Genomic DNA, 22,953 nt, shown 5'->3' on the forward strand with positions numbered 1-22,953 from the left:
CGGTGCGCGACTCGCGCGACCCGTCGGTCTCAGTTGTTCAGCCCGACGCCCCAGCCGGTGGACGACATCGAGTTCCACGTGGCACCCGACACCGACGGCGTCTTCGTGAGCGCGCCGGTGATCTTCACGGCGATGTCCCAGCCGCTCACGGCGTTGTTGACGGTACCCGTCAAGCAGTAGTGCCCGGCGCCGGAGAGATGTACCGACACCGTGCCCTGGCTGCTGAACGCGTTCCCGTTGTAGAGGGCGGTGAGCTTGTACGTGCCGCTCGCGAAGTCGCTGAACTTGATGCAGATGATGTGCCCGGCCACGTACGCACTCGTGCCGCCCTTGGCGACCGACACCGTGGGCGGCGGATTCGTCACGGTGATGGTGTTGGATGCCCGTGCCGAGCTGTACGAGTTGCTTCCGGCGTTGTAGGTGCGCACCTGGAACGAGTAGTTGCCGGCGGCCTTGTTCTTGACCGCAACGCTCAGCTTCGTGCCCGCCGAGGTCCAGCCGCCGCTGTTGAGCTTGTACTCGTACCGGTAGGAGCCGCCGCCGGTGCTCGACGACTTGCCCCAGCTGAGCGTGAGGGTCGCCGGCGCGTGCCCGCTCGAGGAGATCTGCGCGCTAGAGGGCGTCGACGGCTTGCCGTACGGCGTACGCGAGGCGCTGGCGGCCGAGTATGCGCTCCAGCCGTCCGCGTTGTAGGCCTGCACCTTGAACGTATACGCCGTGCCGTTGGTGAGACCGTCGATCTTGGCGGAGAGATTGGTGCCCGTGGTCATCGTCTTCGCCGCGCTGCCGCCCTTGAGCGCCTCCACGCGGTACTGCGTGATGTTCTTACCGTTGTCGGCCGGCGCCTTGAACGTGACGCTCACGTAGCCGTCGCCCGAGCCCGAGATCGCCGGCGTACCGGGCGTGCTCGGCTTGTCGTGGATGACGACCGTCGCCGTTCCGGTGACGTTGCGGGTGGAGTCCTTGGTGGCATCCTGCACCGTGTACGTGATGGTGGCCGTGCCGGTTGCCGAGCCCGAAGGCACGCTCAGCGACAGGGTGGACGTGGTGAACGTGGGCTGGGGCACGCTCTTGGGCGCGCTGGAGAGCTTGGCGCCCACGATCTTGAGGGATGTCGAGAACGGGTTGTCCCAATACTTCGCGGCGACGGCATCGAGCGTGACCGTCTTGCCGCGCATCGTGTTCGTGCTCGGTGATGCCTTCTGCACGGCCTTCGGTTTCGTCGAGCTGACCACGTTGACCAGCACGGTTCCCGGAACGGTGATCGATCCCGAATCCAGCGTGAAGGTGAGCTTGATCGCCGACTTGGTCGGTTTGGCGGTGGTGCCCGCCGAAACCGTCAGCTTCGAGCCCGAGAGCGCGGCCTTGATGTCGGAGGACGGGTTCTTCAGCCCGGTGTACGTGATCTTCTTCAGCACCGCGTCGTTCGGATGGTAGGTCGAGGATCGCAGGTCGATGGTCTGCGCCGCATCGCTCGCCCCGACCGTCATCGTGTAGGTCGTGAACGTGGGCGCGACGTCGGACTGGTCCTCGCGCCCGACGGTGAGCTGGAACGTGAGCTTCGTCAGGCGATCGCTCTTCGCGCCCTCTTCTTTGCCATCGTCGACGGTGAACGTCACGGTGGCAGGGCCGCGGAAGTCTTTCTTCGCCGTGAACGAGATGGACTTCTCGTTCGTGCCGCTCGCGCTGCCGCCGGTGGCGGTCGCCCCGCTCACGATGGTCGCGGCGCGCCCCGACGGCACTGTCACGATGTCTGACAGGCTCCAACTGCGCGAGCCGTTCATGTCGACGAACTGCGGCGCCAGCCCCGACTTGAGGTGCGGCGGCGGCGTGGTCTTGGGCTCCTTCGTCGGCTTCGGGGTGCTTGTCTGACGAGGTGTGGCTGACGGCTTCGGCGTGTTCTTCGTGGGCTCGGGTGTCGGGCTCGCCTTCGGAGTGCGGTTCTGCACGTTCGCCGGATCGTCGGCCTTGGCGGCTTTCGCCGGTCGCGGTGGAACGATGATGAACGCGCCGCCGCTCAGTCCCGTCTGCTGGTCGGTCACCCGGTAGGCGACGGTCGTGCGCTTGTCGCTCAGCGCGACGATGACGTCGCCGTCTTGCACGTGGGCCTGCTTCGCCCCCTGACCGGTCACGGAGACCTTGAGCTGCGAGGCGAGCCCGGAGGGGTTGTACGCCCCAGCGAGCGCGTCGACGCTGAGTGTGCTGCGCCCCTTGGCCTTGTCGATCACGTGGTCGACCGCCGTGGGCGGCTGCTCCTTCGCCTTGTCGGTGACGACCACCTGGATGACCGCGCTCGCCTGTCCGCCCTGACCGTTCGTGATGGTGTAGCGGGCGAGGTAGGTGCCCTGCTTCTGCGGGGCCCGCACGACCACCAGCGAGCGGTGCACGGATGCCGTCAGTCCGGCATCCACGCTCCCCAGCTTCTTGAGAACCGAGATGACGAACCCGTTCGGATCGGAATCGTTCGCGAGCGCCTGCACCGACGCCGTCTTTCCCGGCTTGACCTCCACCCGATCGTTCACGGCGATGGGCGGCGACGCCGTGGCGGGGCGCGGGATCACTCCGACCCGCACGGCACCGACGGCCTTCGCGCCGAGCGCGTCGGTGACCTTGTAGGTGAACTCGTCAGTGCCGGACGAACCGGGATACGCCTCGTACGTGAAAGTGGTGCTCGTGGTCTTCACGATGCGGCCGAGCCGCGGGTCGGAACCGATGCCGGTGAACTGGACGGAGTCGCCGTCAGGGTCGATCTGAGACAGCGGAACCGTGACCGGAATAGCGGAGCCGGCAAAGGCGCGCACGGTGATCTGCTGCGGCCCCGGTACGCGGTTGTGCGCCTTGTCGAGAGCCGTCACGTGGAACGTGAGGGTTCCGACGGCATGCTGACCGAACTCGTCACTGAGGCGGTAGTCCACGCTGTACTGTCCGGGCTTCACCGGTGCCTGATATCTCACCATCGAACCGCTGACGAACGCCGTCGCGTCCGGTCCTGCCTGCGATGCGTCCGCGAGCGCGGAATCGAGCTGGAACGGCTCGTCGTCCGGCGAATAATCGTTGTCGAGCACCGGAACGCTGACGATGTCGCCGACGCGCACGATGGCGCTGTCGTCGACGGCAATCGGTGGCTGGTGCGTGACGACGGGGGCTGCGGGGACGACGACGACACCGGCCTGTGCCGTGTGGCGGCCGTCGGAGATCGTGTAGGTCAACTGCACCTGCGAGGTCAGGGTCGACGGCGCGGTGATCTTCACGATGGAGTTGTCGAGCACCTCGACGTTGAGGCTCTGCGACTCGGAGTCGAGCGCCTTCGCGACGGACTGCACGACTAGCACCCGCTCGGCGGGCGAGATGTCATTGTCGAGCACCTGCACCGCCGTCGGCTGGCCCGCGCGCACATAGGCGACGTCGGCGACCGCGATCGGCGGCGCGTCCTTGCTCGGTGCCGCGACATCCACTCTGATCAGTCCGGCGACGGTCTTCGATCCTGCGCCGAGCGTGTACCGCAGGTAGTACTCTCCGGCGGTCTGCGCCGTGAACGAGATCGTTCCCGTCTCGTTGTCCGCTTCGACGACGCCCGACGACCCTTCATCGAGGGCCGCGCCGACGAGGCCGAGCGGCTGGCCGGACGGAGAGCGGTCGTTGGCGATCGGATCGATCACGATCGCCTCGCCGGGTTCGGCCGTGGCGAAGTCCGGCGTCGCGACGGGCGGGAGAGATCCCGCCGGCTTGACCGTGATGTCCAGCTCACCCTTCGCACTCTTTCGGCCATCGGAGACCGTCACCTCGACGGTCTTCGACCCGGTCTGCGAGGTGGTGTTCTCGTAGGTCACCGTGCCGTCCGGGGTGAGGCTCACCGTGTCGCCGCTCGAGGTCGCCGCAGACACCACCGTGAGGTCGTCGCCATCCGGGTCGATCCAGTCGTCGAGCACGTTGTACGACACGGTCTGGCCGGCCTCGATGGTCGCGGTGCTCGCGCGAGTCGGCACGGGGGCGTTCTCCGTGCTCGGCAGGTGCACCGTGGCGACGACCTGCGCGCTGGAACGTCCGCCGCGTCCGTCGTCGACGGTGTAACGGAAAGAGACGCCGCCCGTCGTGTCGGCCGTGGTCGTGAGCTGCAGGGCGCGTCCGCCGTCGATGACATCCAGGATGCCCTGCGCATCGGGAATGGGCGTCACATCGGCGATCGTCAGCACGTCACCATCGGGATCGGTGTCGTTGTCGAGCACCGGAAGAATCGTGGAGCGCCCCGGCCGCACGCCGAAGCCGTCGGCCGCTGCTGTGGGCTCGCGGTTCTGCGCCGAGCGCTGCGCGAGGGTGTCCTCGTACGACTGCACGACCGGCTTCTCCTGACCGTCGTCGCTCTCGGTCGTCGTGTCGTCGGGCCTCAGCGTTTCCCAGTTGCGTACGAGCTGCATGTCGGACGACACCGTCCAGACGTCGCCGTTGCGCACGCTGTTCAAGGCGATGACCCCGTGATTCACCCGGAATCGGAGGTCGTCGCCCCGCACGGACTGTTCGATGTGCTGACTCTGGGCGCGGTCGTCGTCGCACGCGTAGAGATAGCGCGCGGTTCCCGCCCAGGCCGCGTAGGAGCATCCGTTCAGCCACACGGGCGCCGAGACCGCGGTCGGATCGCTGAGCGTCGCACCACCGCCGCTGGAGATCGACTCGACGGCGCCGCCGTTCAGCGGCACCGTCATCAAAACGCCGCCTGCCGCCACCAGCACCCGATCGTTCGACGCCGAGGGCTGCTGCAAGCGCAGACCCTTGTGCGGCAGAGAGACGGCGGTGCCGTGCGCCGTGCGCACCCGGTGACCGTTCTCATCCAGCACCACTGCCGTGTCACCCACTGCCGTCACCTGATACGGCTTCGAGACCGTGAACGGCGACGACGAGGGAGCGGAGCCGGGGTGCGACACGGTGATCAGCTGCTTGCGCGTCGGTGCCACGATGAACGCCGTACCGGCATCGCTCACGGTGACGTCCGCATGCGCCCCGACGGATGCTGTCGGCTTCGTCTTCGACGGATCGAACGCCAGGCGGGCCGACGCGTCGAGCACCCAGACCTTGCCGCTCGGAGCGACGATGGCGATCGTGTCGCCGCCGTACGCCACCTTCGCGCCAGCGGGGATCATGACGCGGTCTGTCAGCGTGGCGTACTGCTGATCGATGCGCTCCAGCGTGCCGTTGGTGCTGTCGACGAGGAAGTAGGCGCCCCCGTTCTGCAGCACATCGATGTCTTTCGACGCCGAGGAGGCCGCGGCGTCCAATTCGTCGATCTGGTGGTTGAGCCGGCCGACGAGGAGCCCGTCGCCGTTCGTGACCCATACGTCGCGCGACTGCAGACTGACGTCTTCGGCGGGAAAGCCCTGGTGCACCGTGGCCACGACGGCGGGAACGCCGATCACGAGAGCGATGCAGACGGCCGAGGCGAGCGTCTTGTGCCGACGCAGCCATGCACCGAGTCGCTTGAGCACGCTGCGTCTCACTCCTTATGAACGTCACACGTTGAACCGCGACCCGACCGATGAGGATGATGGTGCCTGCTCCCCCGAGCCCGTTCACGCTAGCACGGCCCGGCGGCCCAGACGAATCTGTCTATTGGTCGACGCGGTCTTCCCTCCGACAGGGCGCGAGCCCTCGGTCTCAGTCGGAGGACGATGCCGGTCCGGCGCGCCGGAACCGGTACGACGCGATACGACGGCGCAGCCAGCCGGCCGAGGCCGCCACCGTCGCCACCGTCTCGTCGATGTGCTGCCACAGGGTCGAGCTGCGGTCGTCGCTCACGATGCTGCCGTCGAACACAGCGGCGTCGGCGGCGGAGGCCAGTTCGCCCAGCGCCTCGGGCGCAAGTGCGATGCCCTGTTGCGCGGACTGAGCCTCGAGCGACGACGCGGTCACCCTGCGCGTGGCGACAACGGGGACGCGATATCCCAGCTCGCCGAAGCTGTCGACGAGTTCGTCCCAGGCGCCGGCCGCTCGCCGGTCCCCCGGCCCGCGTGCGCGACGGCGACGACGACGCTTCTTGAGCAGGAACACGACGAGCATGGGGACGAAGATCACCAACGCCAGCGCCACGAGACCGCCGCCGGCGTAGTAGGCCCACACCGGGAGAGCGAATGCGCTCTTGTCCTTCGGCGGCTTGCTGTCTTTGGTCTTCACGGGGGTCAGCAGCTCGTCCGCCTTCGGCGGCGTGTTCGGCGGCTGTCGCACCTGAGGCTGCGGCTGCAGCTTCGGCTTCACCGTCTGGTCCTTCGGCGCGTCGGTCTTGGTGGGCGTCGGGAAGAACGGCACCCAGCCCACGCCCGCGAACGCCACCTCGACCCAGGCCGTGATGTCGTTGCCCGTGAACGTCACCGTGCCCTTCGCATTCGAGTGGTCCTTGAAGCCCATCACCACGCGCGCCGGATATCCCAGGTGCCGGGCCATCAGCGCGAACGCGGTCGTGTACTGCTCCTGGTCGCCGACCATGGGCGTCTTCTGCAGGAGGTCGTTCATGCGATCGGCGCCCTCGCCGGCCCGTGACGGAACCGGGTCGGATGCCCGCCCGTGGCTGAGGTAGCCCAGCTTCTTCAGCGACCGCTCGATGTTGCGAAGCTTCTGGATGGCACTGGCCGAGCCGCCTGCGTACTGCTCGGCCTTGGTGGCGATCACGTCGGGCACATTCGTGATGCTCGGCATGTCGAGCTTCGCCGTGGGCACACGCTTCAGCGATTTGTCGTTCGGGATCTTCTGCGCCGTCGCCTGCACGGTGTAGGTCAGTCCCCTGGACACGCCGCTCGTGACGGCCGTGGTGCCGGTCGCCGCGTTCACGCGCACCGTCGTCGTCGGGTCCGTGCCCGTGTATCTGTCGAAGGCGAGGTGGCTCGTGTACCCGAGGGTCGGCATCCACACGTTGTCGTACTTGAGAATGCTGAACTTCGAGGTGGTCGTGGCGCCGGGGGTGAACAGTGGCGGGTTCGGGATGGTGCTGCCCAGAAGCTCGAAGCTGCCGGAACCGTCGGCTTGCTCGCCGGGCCCGGTGACGCTCCACACCACGCCGTTGTAGCTGTCCATCGTGGCGAGCCGTACGAGCGTGCCCTTGCCGAGGTTCGTGGCGCTGAACAGCTTCGTCTTGCGCAGGTCGTTCGTGTACTTGCGGAAGGATGCCAGCGGCGCCGGATAGTCGAGCGGATCGAACGGCGGCTGCACGGCGTCGCGCACCACGAGCCGGGACGCCGGTGCGGGCGAGGCGACGTAGCCGCCGATGCCGCCCACCACGACGGCGACCGCGACGACGATCGCCGAACCGGCGATCGCCTTGCGCGTGAGGCCAGGGTCAGCCGAGATGGACCGCTTCGAGGCGCGGATGCGCCACCCGAGCCACGCCAGCGCGATCGCCGTGAAGGCCAGACCGCGCACGCCGGCGTAGTACGGGTCCCGTGTGCCGAGCAGTACAGCCGTGAGGAACACGACGGCCGGACCGAGCACGAGAAGTGCGGCCCGCCACGTCGCTCCTCGGCCTGTGGGCGGACGGCGGAGCGCGATCATCACGCAGGCGAGCGAGACGATGAGAGTCGTCGCGAAGGGCACGACGGCCACCGACGGCGGTGCCTCGAGCGGAGCGCGCAGGGTGACGGCATCCGACCACCCGAACACCGCCCCGGTAGCCAGGTCGAGCAGCGAGGTCGGCGTCGGCACGACGGCGAACACTCCTTCGCCGGGCAGGGCGAATGCGGTGCCGAACACGAAATACGCGCCGACTCCGATCAGCACGGTCAGCACGGCGGAGAGCCGCAGCAGCGTGCCCGTGATGGCGACGGCCGCGCCGACGATGAGGCCGCCGATGCCGGCGACCAGGTATCCGAGGGGGCCGAAGGCCGGTGCGAAGCCGAGAACGGCGATCACCGTGAGCGCGGCGAAGACCGCGATGTCGGTCCACGTCGACGCGTTCACGCGCGAACTCCGTCGAGCGGCGCCCAGCGGCGCTGTCGTCGCGGTCATCGTCCCGCCCTCTGCAGCAGGCCGGCGAGCTCGGGAAGCCGCGTGACCGTGGCCACGACGGCGTTCCCGACCTTGCGCAGGCCCGGCTCGGCGTCGACGGCCGTGCGCACGATGATCACCGGCGTGTCGCCGGGGTAGAGCGAGGACAGCCCGTGGAGCTCTCTGTTGGAGGCGATGCTGCCGACGACGGCGATCACCAGGCTGGGGTCGGCCAGGCGCGCGCCCGCGATGCGGGCGAACTCGCGCAGCGTCTCGTAGCGGCTGTCGACGGGCTGGATGCGGCACGTGTCGTCGAGCAGGGTCATCGGCGTACGCTCCCGGAGCTTCGCCTCTTCCCAGATCACGTCGAGCTCGGACTCCTCGGAGATGACCTCGACGCCGATCGACGCGAGCGACGACACGGCCAGCTCGAACTCCTCGTCCGAGGCGTAGTGACGTCGATCGGCGCTCATCATCAGCAGCAGCTGCGAGCGCCGGGTCTCTTGGTACTGCCGCACCATGAGCTGCCCGGTGCGCGCCGAGCTGCGCCAGTGCACGTTGCGGATGTCGTCGCCCGGTTCGTACGACCGCAGCGCGTGGAAGGCGAGATCGCTGTCCGTGATCGCCTTCGTCGTCTGGCCCTCGAGGTCGCGCACGAGCCCCCGTGCCGTGGCCGCGATCCTGGCCGTCTTCGGGTGAACGAAGAGCTCGACCTGGTCGGTCCACCGGGTCGTGCGACGCAGGAGCCCGAGCTGGTCGCCACGTACGCTGATGGCCGGTCCCGCCACGATGAGCGCGCGACGCTGCGTGGGAATGGCGAACAGGTTCTCGTCGTCGGCGCCGGCGGCCAGCCGCGGCACGATGAACTCTGCAAGTCCCTCGCCGACCGGAAGTTCCATGCGGGTCGGCAGCACGGTCTTCTCGCCCGTGTTCTGCACGGCCATGCTGCCCATCGCCCGGTCGCCCGCGGTGACCCGTCGCGGGTTGAGCTCGACGGTGACGCGGTAGGTCGCGCGGCCGAACAGGAACGCGCACGCGGCGAGCATTGCTGCGCTCAGCGCGATGGCGATGAACGCGAACTCCGCCCACCCGAATCCGAAGGCAAAGACGTACGACACGACCGCCGCGCCGATGACGATCCAGCCGAGCGCGGTCACCGCCTCGGTGGCCCGCGCCAGAGCCGCGACCGGACGCGCCGTGACGCGGCGGATGCCGCGCATGAGCGCGCGGAGGCCGTCTCCCAGGGCGCCCCACAGCTCTCGCAGGGCGAAGGATGCCTGCGAGCGCGGTGGGCGTTCAGCGGTCGTCATTCTGCGGGTCCTGTGTTCTCTGTTTCTCTGTTTCTCTGTGTTCTCTGCGAGTCCGGTGTTCGATGTCGGATCAGTTGTTGAGTCCGGGCTGCCAGTTGTGGGCGGCCAGGCCGTCCCAGTTATTGGTCGACGGTGTTCCGCTCCAGGGGCCCTGGAACTTCACCGCGATGGTGTCCGAGTTGCGTATGCCGAGATACGACGTGAAGCAGTAGTGCCCGGAGCCGCTCAGCGAGACGGTACGCACGTTGTATCCCGCCCAGGACGAGCTGCCGTTCAGGAGACCGGTGAGCGTATAGGTGCCACTCGGGAGGTTCTCGAACGAGGCGCAGAGATAGCGATCCACGCCGACGCCGCTCGATGCGCCCTTCGCCACGGAGGCCGACTTCGGTGGGTCGGGCTTCTTCTCGATCTTGACGTTCGACGACGTCTGCGGCGGTCCGGTCCTGCCGCTGCCGTTGTTCGTGGCGCGAACCTGGAAGTTGTACGTGCCCGCGTTGTGCTGCCCGACGGACGCCGACGTGCTCGCTCCCACACTCTTCCAGCCCTCGCCGTTGAAGTTGTACTCGTAGGTCACAGCCCCGCCGCCGGTGTCGTTCGGCTTGCTCCAGGAGAGGTTGAAGCCCGAGGGAGCGTAGTCACTCTTCGCAGACAGATTCAGGTTCGTCGGGGCGGACGGTGTGCCATACGGTGTCACCCCGCTCGAGTCCGCCGACCATTCGCCCCATCCGTCGGCGTTGTACGCGCGGGCCTGCAGCGTGTAGGTGGTGCCGTTCGTCAGGCCACCCACGGAGTCGTCACCGAGCGAGATCCCCTTGGAGCCCTTGGCGCTGCCGCCGGCAAGCCAGCGGATCTCGTACTTCTCGATCGTCTTGCCGTTCGCCTGCGGTGCCACCGTGTGGAAGCTGACAGTGCTGTCGCCTCCCTTGACGTTGCTCGGCGGCTCCATCCTGTCTGGAACGTCGTGGATCGTCACCTGATACTGGCCGATCGTCGACTTGGTGCGCGCCGGATCCTTCGTCGCGTCCTCGACGGTGAACTGGATGTTGACGGTGCCGATCGCCGCCCCGGAGCCGACGCTGACCGTGATGGACGAGTGGGTGAACGTCACGTCGACGCCCTTGGGCGCGCTCACGGCCTTCGCGCTCGCGATGGTCAGCGGATGCCCGGGGAACGGGTTCACCCAGTAGTCGTCACTCGTGGCGTTCGACCAGCTCACGGTCTTGCCGCGCTTCACGTCCTGCGTGTACGGGGCGTCCTTCTGTTGCGCCAGCGGTCGCGTCGAGCTGACCACTTTGACGTTCACCGAGCCCGCGATGGATGTCGTCGGCGAATTGACCTTGAACGTGATCGTCGTCGAGGCACCGGGCTGCACACCGAACGGCGCCGAGATCGACAGTGTCGATCCGCTCGGGGAGGCCTGGATGCCGTTCGTCGCCGCCGAGAAGTCGGTGTACGCGAGCTTGTTCAGAATCGCCGGGTTCGGATGGAAGCTCGAAGCCCGCAAGTCCACCTTCGTGGCCGCCTCGCCCGCCTCGATCGTGACGGTGGGCGGGGTGAACGTCGGCGGCACGTCGGACTGGTCCGGATTACCGACAGTGATCGGCAGCACGAGCGACGTCACGCGGTCTTTGGACGCACCGGGGTCGCGTCCGTCGTTCACCTTGAACGTGATCGCGGCCGGTCCTCGGTAGTCCTTGTCGGCGCTGAACGTGAGAGTCTGATCGTCGATGTAGGCGGACTTGCCGGAGTGCGTGACGGTGACGCCGTCGCCCCCGGTGATCTTCGCGGGGCGCCCCGAGGGGACGCTGACGATGTCGGAGAGCTTCCACGTCTTCGTGCCGTTCATGGCCACGATCTGCTGCGGGACCTTGATCTTCGGCGGCGCTGTGCCGTCGGATGCCGGCGGCACGACGATGAACGCCTCCCCCGCCAGTCCGGTGGTCGGGTCGGTCAGCGTGAACGCGACGGCCATGCGCCGCTTGCCGGGTTCGACGGCGACCTCGCCGTTGTCGCCGACGGTGGCGGACTTCGCGTTCGGGCCGGTGACCGCCACCTCGAGCTTGTTCACCAGATCCGACGGGTTGACCGCGCCGTCGTACACGTCGACCTTGACGGACTTCTTTCCCGCAGCCTTCGCGGGCTCCACGACCTGGTCGACCGCCGTCGGGTAGACCGGCTTCGCCTTCGTCGTGACGATTACCTGCACGTAGGCGCTGTCCTGGCCGCCCTGCCCGTTGGTGATGGTGTACCGCGCCACGTAGACGCCCTGCTTCTGCGGTGCCTTGACGAGCACGATCTTGCCGTGCACGGATGCCTTCAGCGCGTCATCCACATCGGACAGCTTCTTCTCGACCGAAATCGTGTAACCGTTCGGATCCGAGTCGTTGTTCAGCACCGGCACCGCGGCGGTGCGTCCCGGCTTGACCTCCACAGTGTCGTTCACGGCAACGGGTGGCTCGAGGGAGGACGGTCGCGGGACGACGCCGATCCGCACGGTACCGGTCGCCGTCTTGCCGTACGTGTCGGTGACCTTGTACGTGAACGTGTCGGTGCCGCCGGATGCGGCGTAGGCCTGGTAGGTGAACGAGTTCGACGTCGACCCGGCGATCCTGCCCAGCGTCGGCTGGCTCACGATGCCGCTGAGCGTGACGGAATCGCCATCGGGGTCGATGCCGTTCAACGGCACGGTGATGGGGATCGCCGATCCGGCGAAGGTGCGCGCCGTGAGCGACGACGGGTTCGGCGACCGGTCCTTTCCGGTCTTCGCGGTGACGACGAACGTGACAGTCGCGATGGCGGTCTGCTTCCACTTGTCGCTGATGCTGTACGAGACCGAGTACTGCCCGGCTTTCGTCGGCGCCTGATAGCGCACATCGCTTCCGCTGACGAAGGCCGTCGCACCGTCGCCCTCGTTGGAGACGTCCTTCAGTTTCGCATCGAGCGCGAATGCCTCATCGTCGGGCGAATAGTCGTTCTCGAGCACGGGGACCGTCGTGATGTCGCCCACCCGCACCGTCACCGTGTCATCCACGGCGACCGGAGGCTGGTGCGAGACCAACGGCGGGATCGGCACCACCGTGATGGTCGACGTCGCCTGTTTGGTGCCATCGGAGACGACGTACGTGAGCTGCACCTGGCGCGGCAGGACCGTGGGCGAGGTGACCTTGACCACCTGGTTGTCGAGCAGTTCCACGTTCAGATCGCTCGCGGCATCCGTCTTCGTCACCGAGCGGACCGCGAGCACTTGGCCCGAGGGCGAGGAGTCATTCGCGAGCGGGTTGACAGTCGTCGTCTCGCCCGGTCGCACGTAGGCATCGTCTGCCACGGCGATCGGTCCGCTCTCGCCACCGCCGGCCGCCACGTCGATGCGGATCAGGCCCGTCGTTGTCTTCGATCCCGAACCGAGGGAGTACTTCAGGTAGTACTCGCCGACGCTCGACGCCGTGACCGTGACCGAGCCCTTCTGCGAGTCCGTCACGACCGCTGGCGTGGACGGCCCGCTGTCGGCGTTCGCACCCACGAGGTCCAGTTCGTCGCCCGAGGGCGAAAGATCGTTCTGCAGCGGGAAGATCGTGATCGGCTGCGTCACGAACCCGCTGCCGAAGTCGGGCGTCGCGACCGGTGCGAGCGAGCCCTGCGGCTTCACCGTGACCATGAGCGTGCCGGTCGCGCTCGCGTGGCCGTCCGACACCGTGTACCGGACCTCTTTGACGCCCGTCTGTCCGTTCTTGCTCTGGAACGTGATGTTCCCGTTCGGCTGGAACTGCACGTCGTCTTCGGTCGTCGACTGCGCGGAAGCCAGCGAGATGTCGTCGCCGTCCGGGTCGATCCAGTCGTTGAGCACGTCGTACTTCACAGACTGTCCGACCTCGACGGTCGCGGCGCTCGCCCGTGTCGAGGTCGGTGCCAGGTTCTGCGAGTCCGGATGCACTGTCGCGTTCACCTGCGCGCTCGCCTGGCCGCCGCGCCCGTCGTCGATCGTGTATCGGAACGACACGCCGCCCGTGACGCCCGCGGGCACGGTCAGCTGCACCGCACGGCCGCCCTCGATGACGTCGAGGTGGCCTTCGGCCGAAGGCACCGGGGAGACCTTCGTCACGGTCAGAACGTCGCCGTCCTGATCGGTGTCGTTGTCGAGCACGGGGAGCACCGTGGAGCGCCCGGCGCGCACGCCGAAGTTGTCGTCGACGGCGGTCGGAGCATGGTTCGTGGCGGTGCGGTGCGCCAGGGTGTCCTCGAACGACTGCAACACCGGCTTCTCCTTGCCGGTGTTGCCGTTGACCTCCGTGTCGTTCGGCTTCAGCGTCGCCCAGTTCTGCACGAGACGCATGTGGTTCGACACCACCCACGCGTCGCCGTTCTCGAGATTGTTCAGGGCGATGACGCTGTGGTTGACGCGGAAGCGCAGGTCTGCGCCCGAGACCTGCTGGTCGATGTCGACGCCGACGGATGCTTGTCCATCGCACGCGTAGAGATAGCGTGCGGCGCCCGCCCAGGCCCCGTAGGCGCATCCGTTCAGCCACACCGGCGCGGACACCTGGTCGGTCTTCGTCACGGCCTTCTTCACGCCGGCGCCGATGATGCGCACGTCACCACCGGAGAGCGGAACCTCCATCAGGGCGCTTCCGGAGGCCACCAGGACATAGTCGTTGTCGGCACCCGCCTGCTGCAGCTGCAGTGCTTTCGACGGCAGGTTCACCTTCGTGCCGGACCCGATCAGAACGCGGTTGAGCGTGGTGTCGAGAATGACCGGCTGGTCGCCGACGGCCGAGAGCTGGAACCGGTCGGGGACGTCGAGGTCCGACGACGATGCTGACGCGCCCGGATGCTCGACCCGCACCAGCGAGTGGTGGGCCGGCGACGCGCTGTAGGTGATGCCGCTCTTCGTGACCACGGTCTTCGTGCCGCTGCCGAGCTGGGCCGCGGGTCTCGTCTTGGTGGGGTCGAAGGCGAGGCGTGACGAGGCATCCAGCACCCAGACCTTTCCCTGGGGAGAGGTGATCGCGACCGTGCTTCCGCCGTAGGCGACGGCCGATCCGGCGGGGATGCTTACGCGGTCGACGAGCGAGACGAATGCCGGGTCGATGCGCTCGAGCGTGCCGTTCTTGCTGTCGACGAGAAAGTAGGCTGTGCCGTCCTGCAGAACGTCGATGTCGCTGGATGCCCCGGTCACGGCCGCGTCGAGCTGATCGATCTGGTGGTTCAGACGGCCGGCCATGAGCGTGTCGCCGTTGGTCACCCAGACGTCGCGGGTGTCGAGGTTCACATCGTCGGTCGGGAATCCCCTGTGCAGCACGGCGAAAGTCGCAGGAACGGCGGCGACGAGCGCGATGACGACGGCCGACGCCAGCGCTTTGTGCGCCCGCGTCCACGCAGCGAGGGACTTCAGCACGGTCGTCCCTCCCCTGGCTGTGTCCCTGCACCCGCGAAGCGGGGCTGCGTCCTGCCCCCGAGCCCGTACAAGCTAGCACACCTCCGAATGGGTGACGAACCGGGCCGCCTCGCAACGGACGCCGCCGGGGCGGACTTCGACGCCGGGACGAACTGCTCCACCGGGATGAACCGCTCTACGGGGACGAACCGCTCCTCTGCGCCCGAGCGCGCGAGCTGGTACCCGGCAGGGATCACGATTCCTTGTCTGCGGGCGGCTGCTCCAGCAGAGCGAGGTCCTCGCGTCCGACCAGGTGCGTGGCGACCGCGTACTCGACGAGACGCGTTCGCCGGCTCGTGGCCAGCTTGCCCGCACCGCCGCGCAGACCCGCCACGCCGAGTTTGTCGAGCTTGTCGCACACGTTGTCGAGCTTGCGATTGAAGGTCGTGAGGGACCAGCCGAGGCGAGCCGCGGCATCCGCGGACGTCGGCACTTCGGCCCGCCCGGGGATCTGCTGGCTGAGAACACCCTCCGCGAGAGCGACGATGAGCTGACGCTGACTCGTGGTCAGCGTGACCGGCAGAATCGTCGTCGACCCGCCCGTCTCCTGCAGGATGCGCGACGTGCTGAAGAGGTCGCCGGTGTTATGGATCGTGAAGTCGTAGGTGGTGGGCCCGGCGCTGAACATCACGTGCATCGTCTCGAACACGATGGGCAACCGCGCACCAGGCGCGAGCCACGCCTGTACTCCCCCGGTGCCGTCGGTCACGGTGGCGGTGAGAAGCGTGCCTACGTTCGCGATCCACCACATGCCGAACTCGTCGAAGATGCGCAAGAAGCGGCGGTGCAGATACGGGTTGTCGTCGAGCGAGAGATCGGACTCCCGGCCGACGGTGAAGTCGCCGGGTGACTCGATGCGGTGCTCCTCCCCGCAGAACTCGAGCGTCAGCGGCGTCATGATGAGCACGCCTTCAGCGGGTTCGGCGACGAACGGCCGTCACGGATGATCGCGATGTCGATGCACACAGCCGAGCCAGGCTGCAGGCCCGTCACGGTGGCGTGCGCATCGTCGGTGCGCGTCGGCCCGTTCGTCGTGCCCTCCTGCTGCCACTGGTAGGAGTCGGCGGGCTTCGGCTTCGGGTTCTTCCAGGTGAACGTCACGCTCGTGCCGTCCGTGCTTCGCACGGCCGACTTGAGCACCGGATCGGGGACGCCGGAGACCGTGATCTCCCCATCGTGGTTGCCCGGAGCCGACGTGTGCGTCTGCTTCGAGTCCCCGTGGGGCGCGAGCGCGACCGCGGCGGCGACTCCCCCTCCGATCACCACGAGACAGCCGACGAGGATGCCCGCCACGAGCCCGGCGCGTCCCCTGCGCTTCGCAGGTGCGGCAGCTCCATCAGCTGCCGTCGCGTCGTCGACTGCGCCATCGGCGTCGACCACTGGGCTCACGGATCCGCGCCGGATGATCGTGTGTTCGGCCACGGGCTCGGCGGCCGACCTCGGCTCGGTTCCGGCTGGATGGGCAGCGGTCTGCCCGCCGACCGGGTGCCCGGCAACCGGCTGGGCCGCGATCGGCTGCACGCCACGCAGCCGGGTTGCGTCTGCTCCCGCTGCTGCGGCCGACGGCGCACCGGAGGGCGCGCGGGGCGCCGGTGGTGCAGGAGGCGCCTGCGGAGCGGGCCTCGGTGGCGCGGGCTGCGCGACCACGGTGGCCACGGGACGCAACCGGGTCTCGTCGGCGGAATCGCCGGCATCCTGCGTGGACTGCGGGGCCGCGACTGCGAGATTCGGGACCTCGATGCCGGTCGGCGAGTATCCGAGCTCGAGCTCGATGCGCTGCAGCGCGCGGGCGAAGTCGACGGCGGAGGCGAAACGGTCGTCGGGGCGCGAGGCCATGCCCTTGGCGAGCACCGCGATCAGCGTGCGCGGAACATCCGGTCGGTCGAGCGGCGTGATGGCGCCGCGCTCGATGCGCCCGATCAGGTCGAGCGTGCCGTTGGAGCGCCCGGGGATCTCGAACGGCGTGTGACCCGCAAGCAGCGTATAGAGCGTGGCCGCGAGCGAGAAGACATCGCTGCGCACGTCGGGCCGCGGATCGTCCTCGAACATCTCCGGGGGTGACCACGGCACCGAGAGTCCGACCGACTGCTTGCTCGTCGTCTCATGCGCTTCGGAACGGGAGAGCTCGGAGAGCGTCGTGGTGTGCAGCGGCATCTCGTCTTCGAGCGTCGAGGAGATGCCGAAGTCGGTCAGGGCAGGCCAGCCGAAGTCATTCGTGAGCACGTTGGCCGGCTTGATGTCACGGTGCAGGATGCCCGCGGCGTGCGCCGTCGCCACCGCGCTCGCCACCCGCACTCCGATGCGCAGGGCGTCGTCGACGGCGAAGCGCTCGCGCTTGTACCGCTCGCCGAGCGACGGACCCGAGCAGTACTCCATGACGAAGTACGGCCGGTCGTCGGCGGACACGTCAGCGTGGTAGATCGTGACGATATAGGGATGCGCAGACAGTTGCGCCATCACGTTCGCCTCATCGACGAAGTGCGCACGCGACTGTTGGTCGAGCTGATCCGTCAGCAGCACCTTGACCGCGACGTTGCGTCGCGGGAGCTGCTGCTGATAGAGGAAGACGTCCGAGAACCCGCCGGAGCCGAGCAGTCGCTCGTACCGGTACCCCGGCAGATCGGGAGCGGGTGACGCGGCGCGCCTGCTCATGCCTGCACGACGCCCAGGTTCACTCCGCTGCCGAGGTCGATCACCGTCCCGGCGATGACGGACGTGGGCTCGCCCGCCCGCAGCTTCTGCGGCGCCTTGCCCGGCAGCGCGATCAGCGTGCCGTTGCGCGAGTGCAGGTCGGTGACCACCACGGTCCCGCCCTCCAGAGTGAGCTGCACGTGGTTGCGGGAGATGTCGTGCTCAATGCTGTCGACGGTGACCAGCCGCGGCACCCGGCCGCCGCCCATCTTGCTCACGCTGGGCGCACGACCCACCACGACCATGCCGTCGATCGGCTCCGTGCCGCCGTCGGGCAACTGCAGCACGAACCCCGGTTCCGCAACGGGCCGAGCCGGAGGCGACGGCTGCGGCAGCGGCGCAGAGGCGGCGGATGCTCCGGCTGACTCCCGCAGAGCACGGATGTCGCCGCTCATCACGGTGAGTCCGTCGTGATCCCCGAGCTTGCCTTCGTCGGACGGCAGCGGCGGCACGCTTCCGGCGGGCGGAGCGGCCGGCGGAGTGAACGCGGAGGGTGCGGGTGCGGACGCGGGCTGTCCGGACGCGGGCTGTGCGACCGGCGACGGCGCTGCAGCCGGCCCCGAGTCGGCCGCGCTGCGCGATGCGACCACCTGCTCGTCGGCGTCGTCGGCGACAGGCCGGGCCGCGGCATCCTCCACGCTGCGCATGAGCGTCGCACCGAACAGGTGGTCGTAACCGGTGGTCTCCTGGGGCGCCTCGGCGACCGGCGGGGCGGTCGTGGAAGCGCTACCCGGCTCCGGCGCAGCCGGCGTGCGGTCGTGCTCGGAGGCATCCTCCCCGGCGACGGTCACCTCGAGGTCGGCGATCGTGCGGTCCAGGTCGATGTCCTCGGATGCGGCCCCGGACGCTCCTGGGATTTGCTCCCCTCCGGGCGTCTGCTCCGCTCCGGGCGTCTGCTCCGCTCCGGGCGTCTGCTCCCCGCCGAGGGTCCGCTCCCCGCCGAGCGTCCGCTCCGCTCCGGAGCCCTGCGCCTCGACGGTTCCGCTCGCTTCCGCGTCCTGTGCCGTCTCGGACGCACGGTGAGCGCCTGTCGCCGAAGCGGCGCTGGGTACTCCGGCGGGCGCGGCCTCCGCGCTTCCGATGACCGGCGGCACCCACTCGCTGGCGGAGATGCGCTTCGGTCCGGCCGTGAACTCGCTCGCAAGCGAACCGAACGCGAGAGCGCTGACCCAGCCCGTGCCCACGGAGAGCGGAAGCGGCATGCCGACGGCCGGCTCGGACGGGATGCACTCGATACGAAAGCCGCGCACGCCTTCGACGGGGCGCTCCACCCAGGTGGCGACGCCGCGAGCTGTGATGTCTTCGTCGGTCTCGCCGGCGTTGACGAGCACCCCTGCCTGGCCGCGCACGATGAAGCGCGCGCGATACGCGCCGGGCTCGCCGTCCCACTCGGCGAGCACGAAACCGGGGGCGTTCGTGAGCCCTTTTCGCGCCAGTTCGTCGATGACCCGCTGAATGCCGTCGTCGTCGCAGAGCGCGGCCCAGAGCCGTGCCGCGAATCCGTCATCGGTGTCGGGCCGGTGCACGACCGCCAGCCGGCCCGGGATCACGGCGGCCAGCCAGCCGCCGGGAGCGGTGTGTTCGACTGTGAGCACGGTGGTCATCCTTCGCTGTTCGGGTGAGAAGCCTTGTTTTCGGGTTTCGTTCTTCGTCATCTGGTGCGGATCCGATCTCGGAGCTTCAGCTCTGCAGTGTTCGGATCCGCCGTGCTGCCTCGTGTCCCTGATCGGCGCCGCACGTTGTGCGGCGCCGCCGTCTCGCCGTCAGACGCGTGGTCTGGTGTCTTCGAGATACGGGCGGTGATCAGGCCGTTCCACCGTATCGCGCTCCGCCTCGCCGACGACCGGCCACGACGAGACGACGACGGCCGTGATGTTGTCCCTGCCGCCGGCGGCGATCGCCGCGTCGGTGAGCACGTCGGCCAGCCGCTCGTCGTGCGGCGTCTGGCGCAACAGCTCCGCGATCTCGGAGTCCGCGAGCTCCTTGCTGAGGCCGTCGGAGCAGATCAGGAACGTCTGCTCTCCGCCGGCCGGCAGCATCCAGACGTCCACGTCGACGTCGTCGGCCGCTCCGAGCGCCCGCGTGATGACGTTGCGCTCCGGATGTCCGCCCGCTTCGTGCGCGCTGATCACGCCCGCATCGATCAGCTCCTGCACGGCCGAGTGGTCGACGCTGAGCTGGGTGAGCCGCGCGCCATCCCAGCTGTAGACGCGGGAATCGCCGATGTTCACGATCATCCAGTAGCGCGTGCCCGCGTCGCTGCCGTTCACGGCGACGATGCCGGAGAGCGTGGTCCCGGCAACGGCGATGCCCGCGGCATCCGCCGTCGACAGTCCGCGCACCGCATCGTTCGCGGCGGCGATGGCGTCGAGAACATCGTTCGGCGTCACGCCGGCACCGGCCGGGATGCGTTCGGCGAGCACCGAGACGGCCGTGCTGCTGGCAAGGTCGCCGCGCGCGTGACCGCCCATGCCGTCGGCCACGACGAACACGGGGTCGCGGGCCAGCACCGCGTCTTCGTTCACGGCGCGCACGGCGCCCGCGTCAGTGCGGGCGCTCACCGCCAGCGTCAGATTCACCGACCGAGTACTCCTGCCGTCTTTCCTGCTCGTCGGGCAGCCGTCCGGCCCGGCGGTCCACCCACATCTTGGTCAGACTTGCCATGGTAGCGACAACCATGGCCGCCGCGATGAATCCGAGTGACGCCCAGGTGCCGATCTCCGGCGCCCAGTGCACGGAACGGCCTCCGTTGATGAACGGCACTTCGTTCGTGTGCAGCGCGTGCAGAACGAGCTTCACGCCGATGAACACCAGGATCGCCGCGATGCCGTACTTGAGGTATTCGAGACGCTCCAACAGGTGGCCGAGCAGGAAGTACAGCTGCCGAAGCCCCATCAGCGCGAACACGTTGGCCGCGAAGACGAGGAACGGGCTCGTGGTGATGCCGAAGATCGCCGGAATGGAGTCGAGAGCGAACAAGAGGTCGGTCGTTCCCAACGCGACGATCACGAGGATCATCGGTGTGAAGAACCGCTTTCCGTTGATCGTGACGCGCAGCTTGCCCTTGTCGAAGCGGTCGGAGATCTTGAGATGCTTTCGGGCGAACCGCGTGAGCGCGTTGTCCTTCTGTCCCTCTTCTTCCTGCTTGCCGAATGCCTGCGTGTACGCGGTGTACAGAAGGAAGGCGCCGAAGAGGTAGAAGATCCAGCTGAAGTTCTCGATCAGCTGCGCGCCGATCACGATGAAGATCGCGCGCAGGATGAGCGCGATGATGATGCCCGCGAACAGCGCCTCCTGCTGATACCGCACGGGCACCGCGAACCGCGTCATGATCACGATGAAGACGAAGAGGTTGTCGATGCTGAGGCTGTATTCGGTGAGCCAGCCCGCGAGGAACTGGCCTGCGTGCTCGGCGTCGCCCATCCAGAACAGGACGAGCGCGAAGACGACGGCGAGCAGTGAGTAGAACCCGACCCACACTGCCGCCTCGAGCGGTTTGGGCACGTGCGGTCGTTTGACGGCGAGCACGAGGTCGCCGACCAGAAGGAGGCACAGGATCACCAGAGACGTGATCTCGAACCAGAGCGGAAGGGCTGTGAGCATCGAGGCGACTTTCGCAGGGTCTCGTCAGCCCGGCGGGTGCGCCGGGTGACGAGAGTCTCTCCCGCGCCTGAAGCGCCGCACGCCCGGGGCCGAACGGCCCGTGATGACGAACGTGACGATGGCCGCCGAGACGACCACTGGGATACTCCCCCTCGCGTCACCGAGTCTACCGGAACGAACTGCTCGCAGTCCGGTGACAATGCACAGGCACGGCGCGCTCCGTGCATGCGCGGGTGCGAGCGGGAGGGCGACACGATACACGCGAAAGGCGAGGTGCGCGGATGCCTTGAGCCGGGCATCCCACGCTCGTAGCGTTGGCATCGTATGGAGTGGTTCGACGCGACCGGGTACGAGTTGGCGCGACAGGTCCTCGTGCGGGGTGTCGCGGCGCTGTACCTGATCGCGTTCTGTTCGACGATGGCGCAGTTCCGAGTGCTGCTCGGCGAACGCGGACTCCTGCCCACGCCGTCGTTCGTGCGCAGGATGGGACCCCGGCTGGGCCCCACACTTTTTCGATGGCGGTACTCGGATCGTCTGCTCATGACGGTGGCCGGTCTCGGCGCGCTGGTGGCGGCATCCCTCGTTCTCGGCCTGCCTCAGCTCGCGCCCTCGTGGCTGACGATGGCCGCGTTCCTGGCCGTCTGGTTGGGCTACCTCTCGATCGTGGATGTCGGTCAGACGTTCTACGCGTTCGGATGGGAGAGTCTGCTGCTCGAGGCCGGATTCGCGGCGGCGTTCCTCGGTTCGAACGATCAGGCGCCGCCGTGGGTGATGATCGTGTTCTTCCGCTGGCTGGTGTTCCGGCTCGAGTTCGGCGCCGGCATGATCAAGCTGCGCGGCGACCGTTCGTGGCGGGACCTCACGGCGCTCTATTACCACCACGAGACGCAGCCGATGCCGGGACCGCTGAGCTGGTTCTTCCACCATCTTCCGCGCTGGTTCCACCGAATCGAGGTTCTGGGAAACCATTTCGCGCAGGTGGTTGTGCCGTTCTTCCTGTTCGCACCGCAGCCGGTGGCATCCATCGCGGCGGGGATCGTGATCCTCACACAGCTCTGGCTCGTGGCGTCGGGAAACTTCGCGTGGCTCAACGTGATCACCATCGTCTTGGCGTTCAGCGCCATCTCCGATCCGGTCGTCCACGCCGTGATCCCCGCCATGCCGGCGCACACCGACCACACCGTGACCCCGCTCTGGTTCTTCGTGGTGATCTGCGTGGTGGGAATCCTGTTGCTCGGGCTGAGCTGGGCGCCCCTGAAGAACCTGTTCGCCCGGCGCCAGCTGATGAACGCGAGCTTCAACCGCTGGCACCTCGTGAACGCCTACGGCGCGTTCGGCTCCGTGACGAAGGAGCGTTACGAGGTGATCGTCGAAGCGACCGATTCGACGGATGGGGCTACCGCGCAGTGGCGCGAATACGAGTTCAAGGGCAAGCCCGGCGACCCTCACCGGTGGCCGCGCCAGTTCGCGCCGTATCACTTGAGGCTGGACTGGCTGATGTGGTTCCTCGCGCTCGGCGCGCGCGGCGAGAACTGGTTCTACCCGCTGCTGCAGAAGCTGCTCGAGGCCGATCCGGCGACTCTGCGGATGCTCCGGCGCGCGCCGTTCGGAACGGGAGTGTCCGATAAACGGTGTATCTGGTCTGGCCTGACTGAGAGGTAAGGCGATGACGGATGTCGTCGAGATGATTGATCCCGTGACGGGCGAGATCATCGATCAGCAGCAGATCGCCGAGCAGTTGCTCGCGGAAGCGAAGAAGAAGGGCGTGAGCCTGGTCGGACCGGACGGCCTGCTGGCCGGGTTGACGAAACGGGTGCTGGAGACCGCGCTCGAGGCGGAGATGACCGAACACCTCGGCTATGACAAGCATCAGCCCCGCACGAGGGAGAACGCCCGCAACGGGTCCCGGTCGAAGACGGTGCTCACCGAGGTCGGGGCCGTGCAGATCGATGTCCC

The 22,953-nt window shown here is 68.0% G+C and carries 11 protein-coding genes; 2 read left to right on the forward strand and 9 right to left on the reverse strand.

All coding sequences use genetic code 11. The features are described from left to right. Nucleotides 1–29: 29 nt before the first annotated feature. The 9 genes from H623_RS0104735 to H623_RS0104775 all read right to left on the reverse strand — a co-directional run bounded on the left by H623_RS0104735 (nucleotide 30) and on the right by H623_RS0104775 (nucleotide 20,997). Entirely contained in the window at nucleotides 30–5,477 is a 5,448-nt protein-coding gene (locus H623_RS0104735; RefSeq protein ID WP_022899801.1) for an Ig-like domain-containing protein, read from the reverse strand. A 169-nt stretch (nucleotides 5,478–5,646) separates the two neighbouring features. Further along, nucleotides 5,647–7,983 (reverse strand): transglutaminase-like domain-containing protein, encoded by a 2,337-nt coding sequence (locus H623_RS17795; RefSeq protein WP_022899802.1) that lies wholly within the window; start codon nucleotides 7,981–7,983, stop codon nucleotides 5,647–5,649. Then, nucleotides 7,980–9,272, reverse strand: coding sequence for a DUF58 domain-containing protein (locus H623_RS17800; protein ID WP_051143060.1), 1,293 nt, complete (start codon nucleotides 9,270–9,272; stop codon nucleotides 7,980–7,982). Before H623_RS17800 ends, H623_RS17795 begins: the two co-directional genes overlap by 4 nt. Nucleotides 9,273–9,342: 70 nt before the next feature. Then, complete coding sequence (locus tag H623_RS0104750) at nucleotides 9,343–14,664, reverse strand: Ig-like domain-containing protein (protein ID WP_022899804.1); 5,322 nt, start codon at nucleotides 14,662–14,664, stop codon at nucleotides 9,343–9,345. Between the two features lie 232 nt (nucleotides 14,665–14,896). After that, nucleotides 14,897–15,601 (reverse strand): hypothetical protein, encoded by a 705-nt coding sequence (locus H623_RS0104755; RefSeq protein WP_026939922.1) that lies wholly within the window; start codon nucleotides 15,599–15,601, stop codon nucleotides 14,897–14,899. After that, entirely contained in the window at nucleotides 15,598–17,355 is a 1,758-nt protein-coding gene (locus H623_RS0104760) for a protein kinase domain-containing protein (RefSeq protein WP_022899807.1), read from the reverse strand. Before H623_RS0104760 ends, H623_RS0104755 begins: the two co-directional genes overlap by 4 nt. After that, the gene (locus H623_RS20870) at nucleotides 17,352–18,989 is read right to left on the reverse strand and encodes an FHA domain-containing protein (RefSeq protein ID WP_157560870.1); all 1,638 of its coding nucleotides are present in this window, start codon (nucleotides 18,987–18,989) and stop codon (nucleotides 17,352–17,354) included. The genes H623_RS0104760 and H623_RS20870 overlap by 4 nt, the downstream gene beginning before the upstream one ends. Before the next feature lie 168 nt (nucleotides 18,990–19,157). After that, nucleotides 19,158–19,955, reverse strand: a complete 798-nt coding sequence (locus H623_RS0104770) for a PP2C family protein-serine/threonine phosphatase (RefSeq protein WP_245558872.1) — start codon at nucleotides 19,953–19,955, stop codon at nucleotides 19,158–19,160. After that, a complete protein-coding gene (locus H623_RS0104775; RefSeq protein WP_022899810.1) occupies nucleotides 19,939–20,997 on the reverse strand; it encodes a TerC/Alx family metal homeostasis membrane protein in 1,059 nt (352 codons plus the stop codon). The genes H623_RS0104770 and H623_RS0104775 overlap by 17 nt, the downstream gene beginning before the upstream one ends. 324 nt (nucleotides 20,998–21,321) lie before the next feature. Between H623_RS0104775 and H623_RS17810 the strand changes: the two genes are divergently transcribed. Next, a complete protein-coding gene (locus tag H623_RS17810; RefSeq protein WP_022899811.1) occupies nucleotides 21,322–22,659 on the forward strand; it encodes a lipase maturation factor family protein in 1,338 nt (445 codons plus the stop codon). A gap of 22 nt (nucleotides 22,660–22,681) precedes the next feature. Further along, the coding region (locus H623_RS0104785) for a transposase (RefSeq protein ID WP_026939923.1) at nucleotides 22,682–22,953 on the forward strand (272 nt) is incomplete at its 3' end.

This window comes from Humibacter albus DSM 18994 (assembly GCF_000421825.1).
Lineage (GTDB): Bacteria > Actinomycetota > Actinomycetes > Actinomycetales > Microbacteriaceae > Humibacter > Humibacter albus.

Coding starts and splice junctions, on each gene's coding strand:
- H623_RS17795 (WP_022899802.1), bottom strand. CDS start 7,983: ATGACCGCGACGACAGCGCCGCTGGGCGCCGCTCGACGGAGTTCGCGC.
- H623_RS17800 (WP_051143060.1), bottom strand. CDS start 9,272: ATGACGACCGCTGAACGCCCACCGCGCTCGCAGGCATCCTTCGCCCTG.
- H623_RS0104755 (WP_026939922.1), bottom strand. CDS start 15,601: ATGACGCCGCTGACGCTCGAGTTCTGCGGGGAGGAGCACCGCATCGAG.
- H623_RS0104760 (WP_022899807.1), bottom strand. CDS start 17,355: ATGAGCAGGCGCGCCGCGTCACCCGCTCCCGATCTGCCGGGGTACCGG.
- H623_RS0104775 (WP_022899810.1), bottom strand. CDS start 20,997: ATGCTCACAGCCCTTCCGCTCTGGTTCGAGATCACGTCTCTGGTGATC.
- H623_RS17810 (WP_022899811.1), top strand. CDS start 21,322: ATGGAGTGGTTCGACGCGACCGGGTACGAGTTGGCGCGACAGGTCCTC.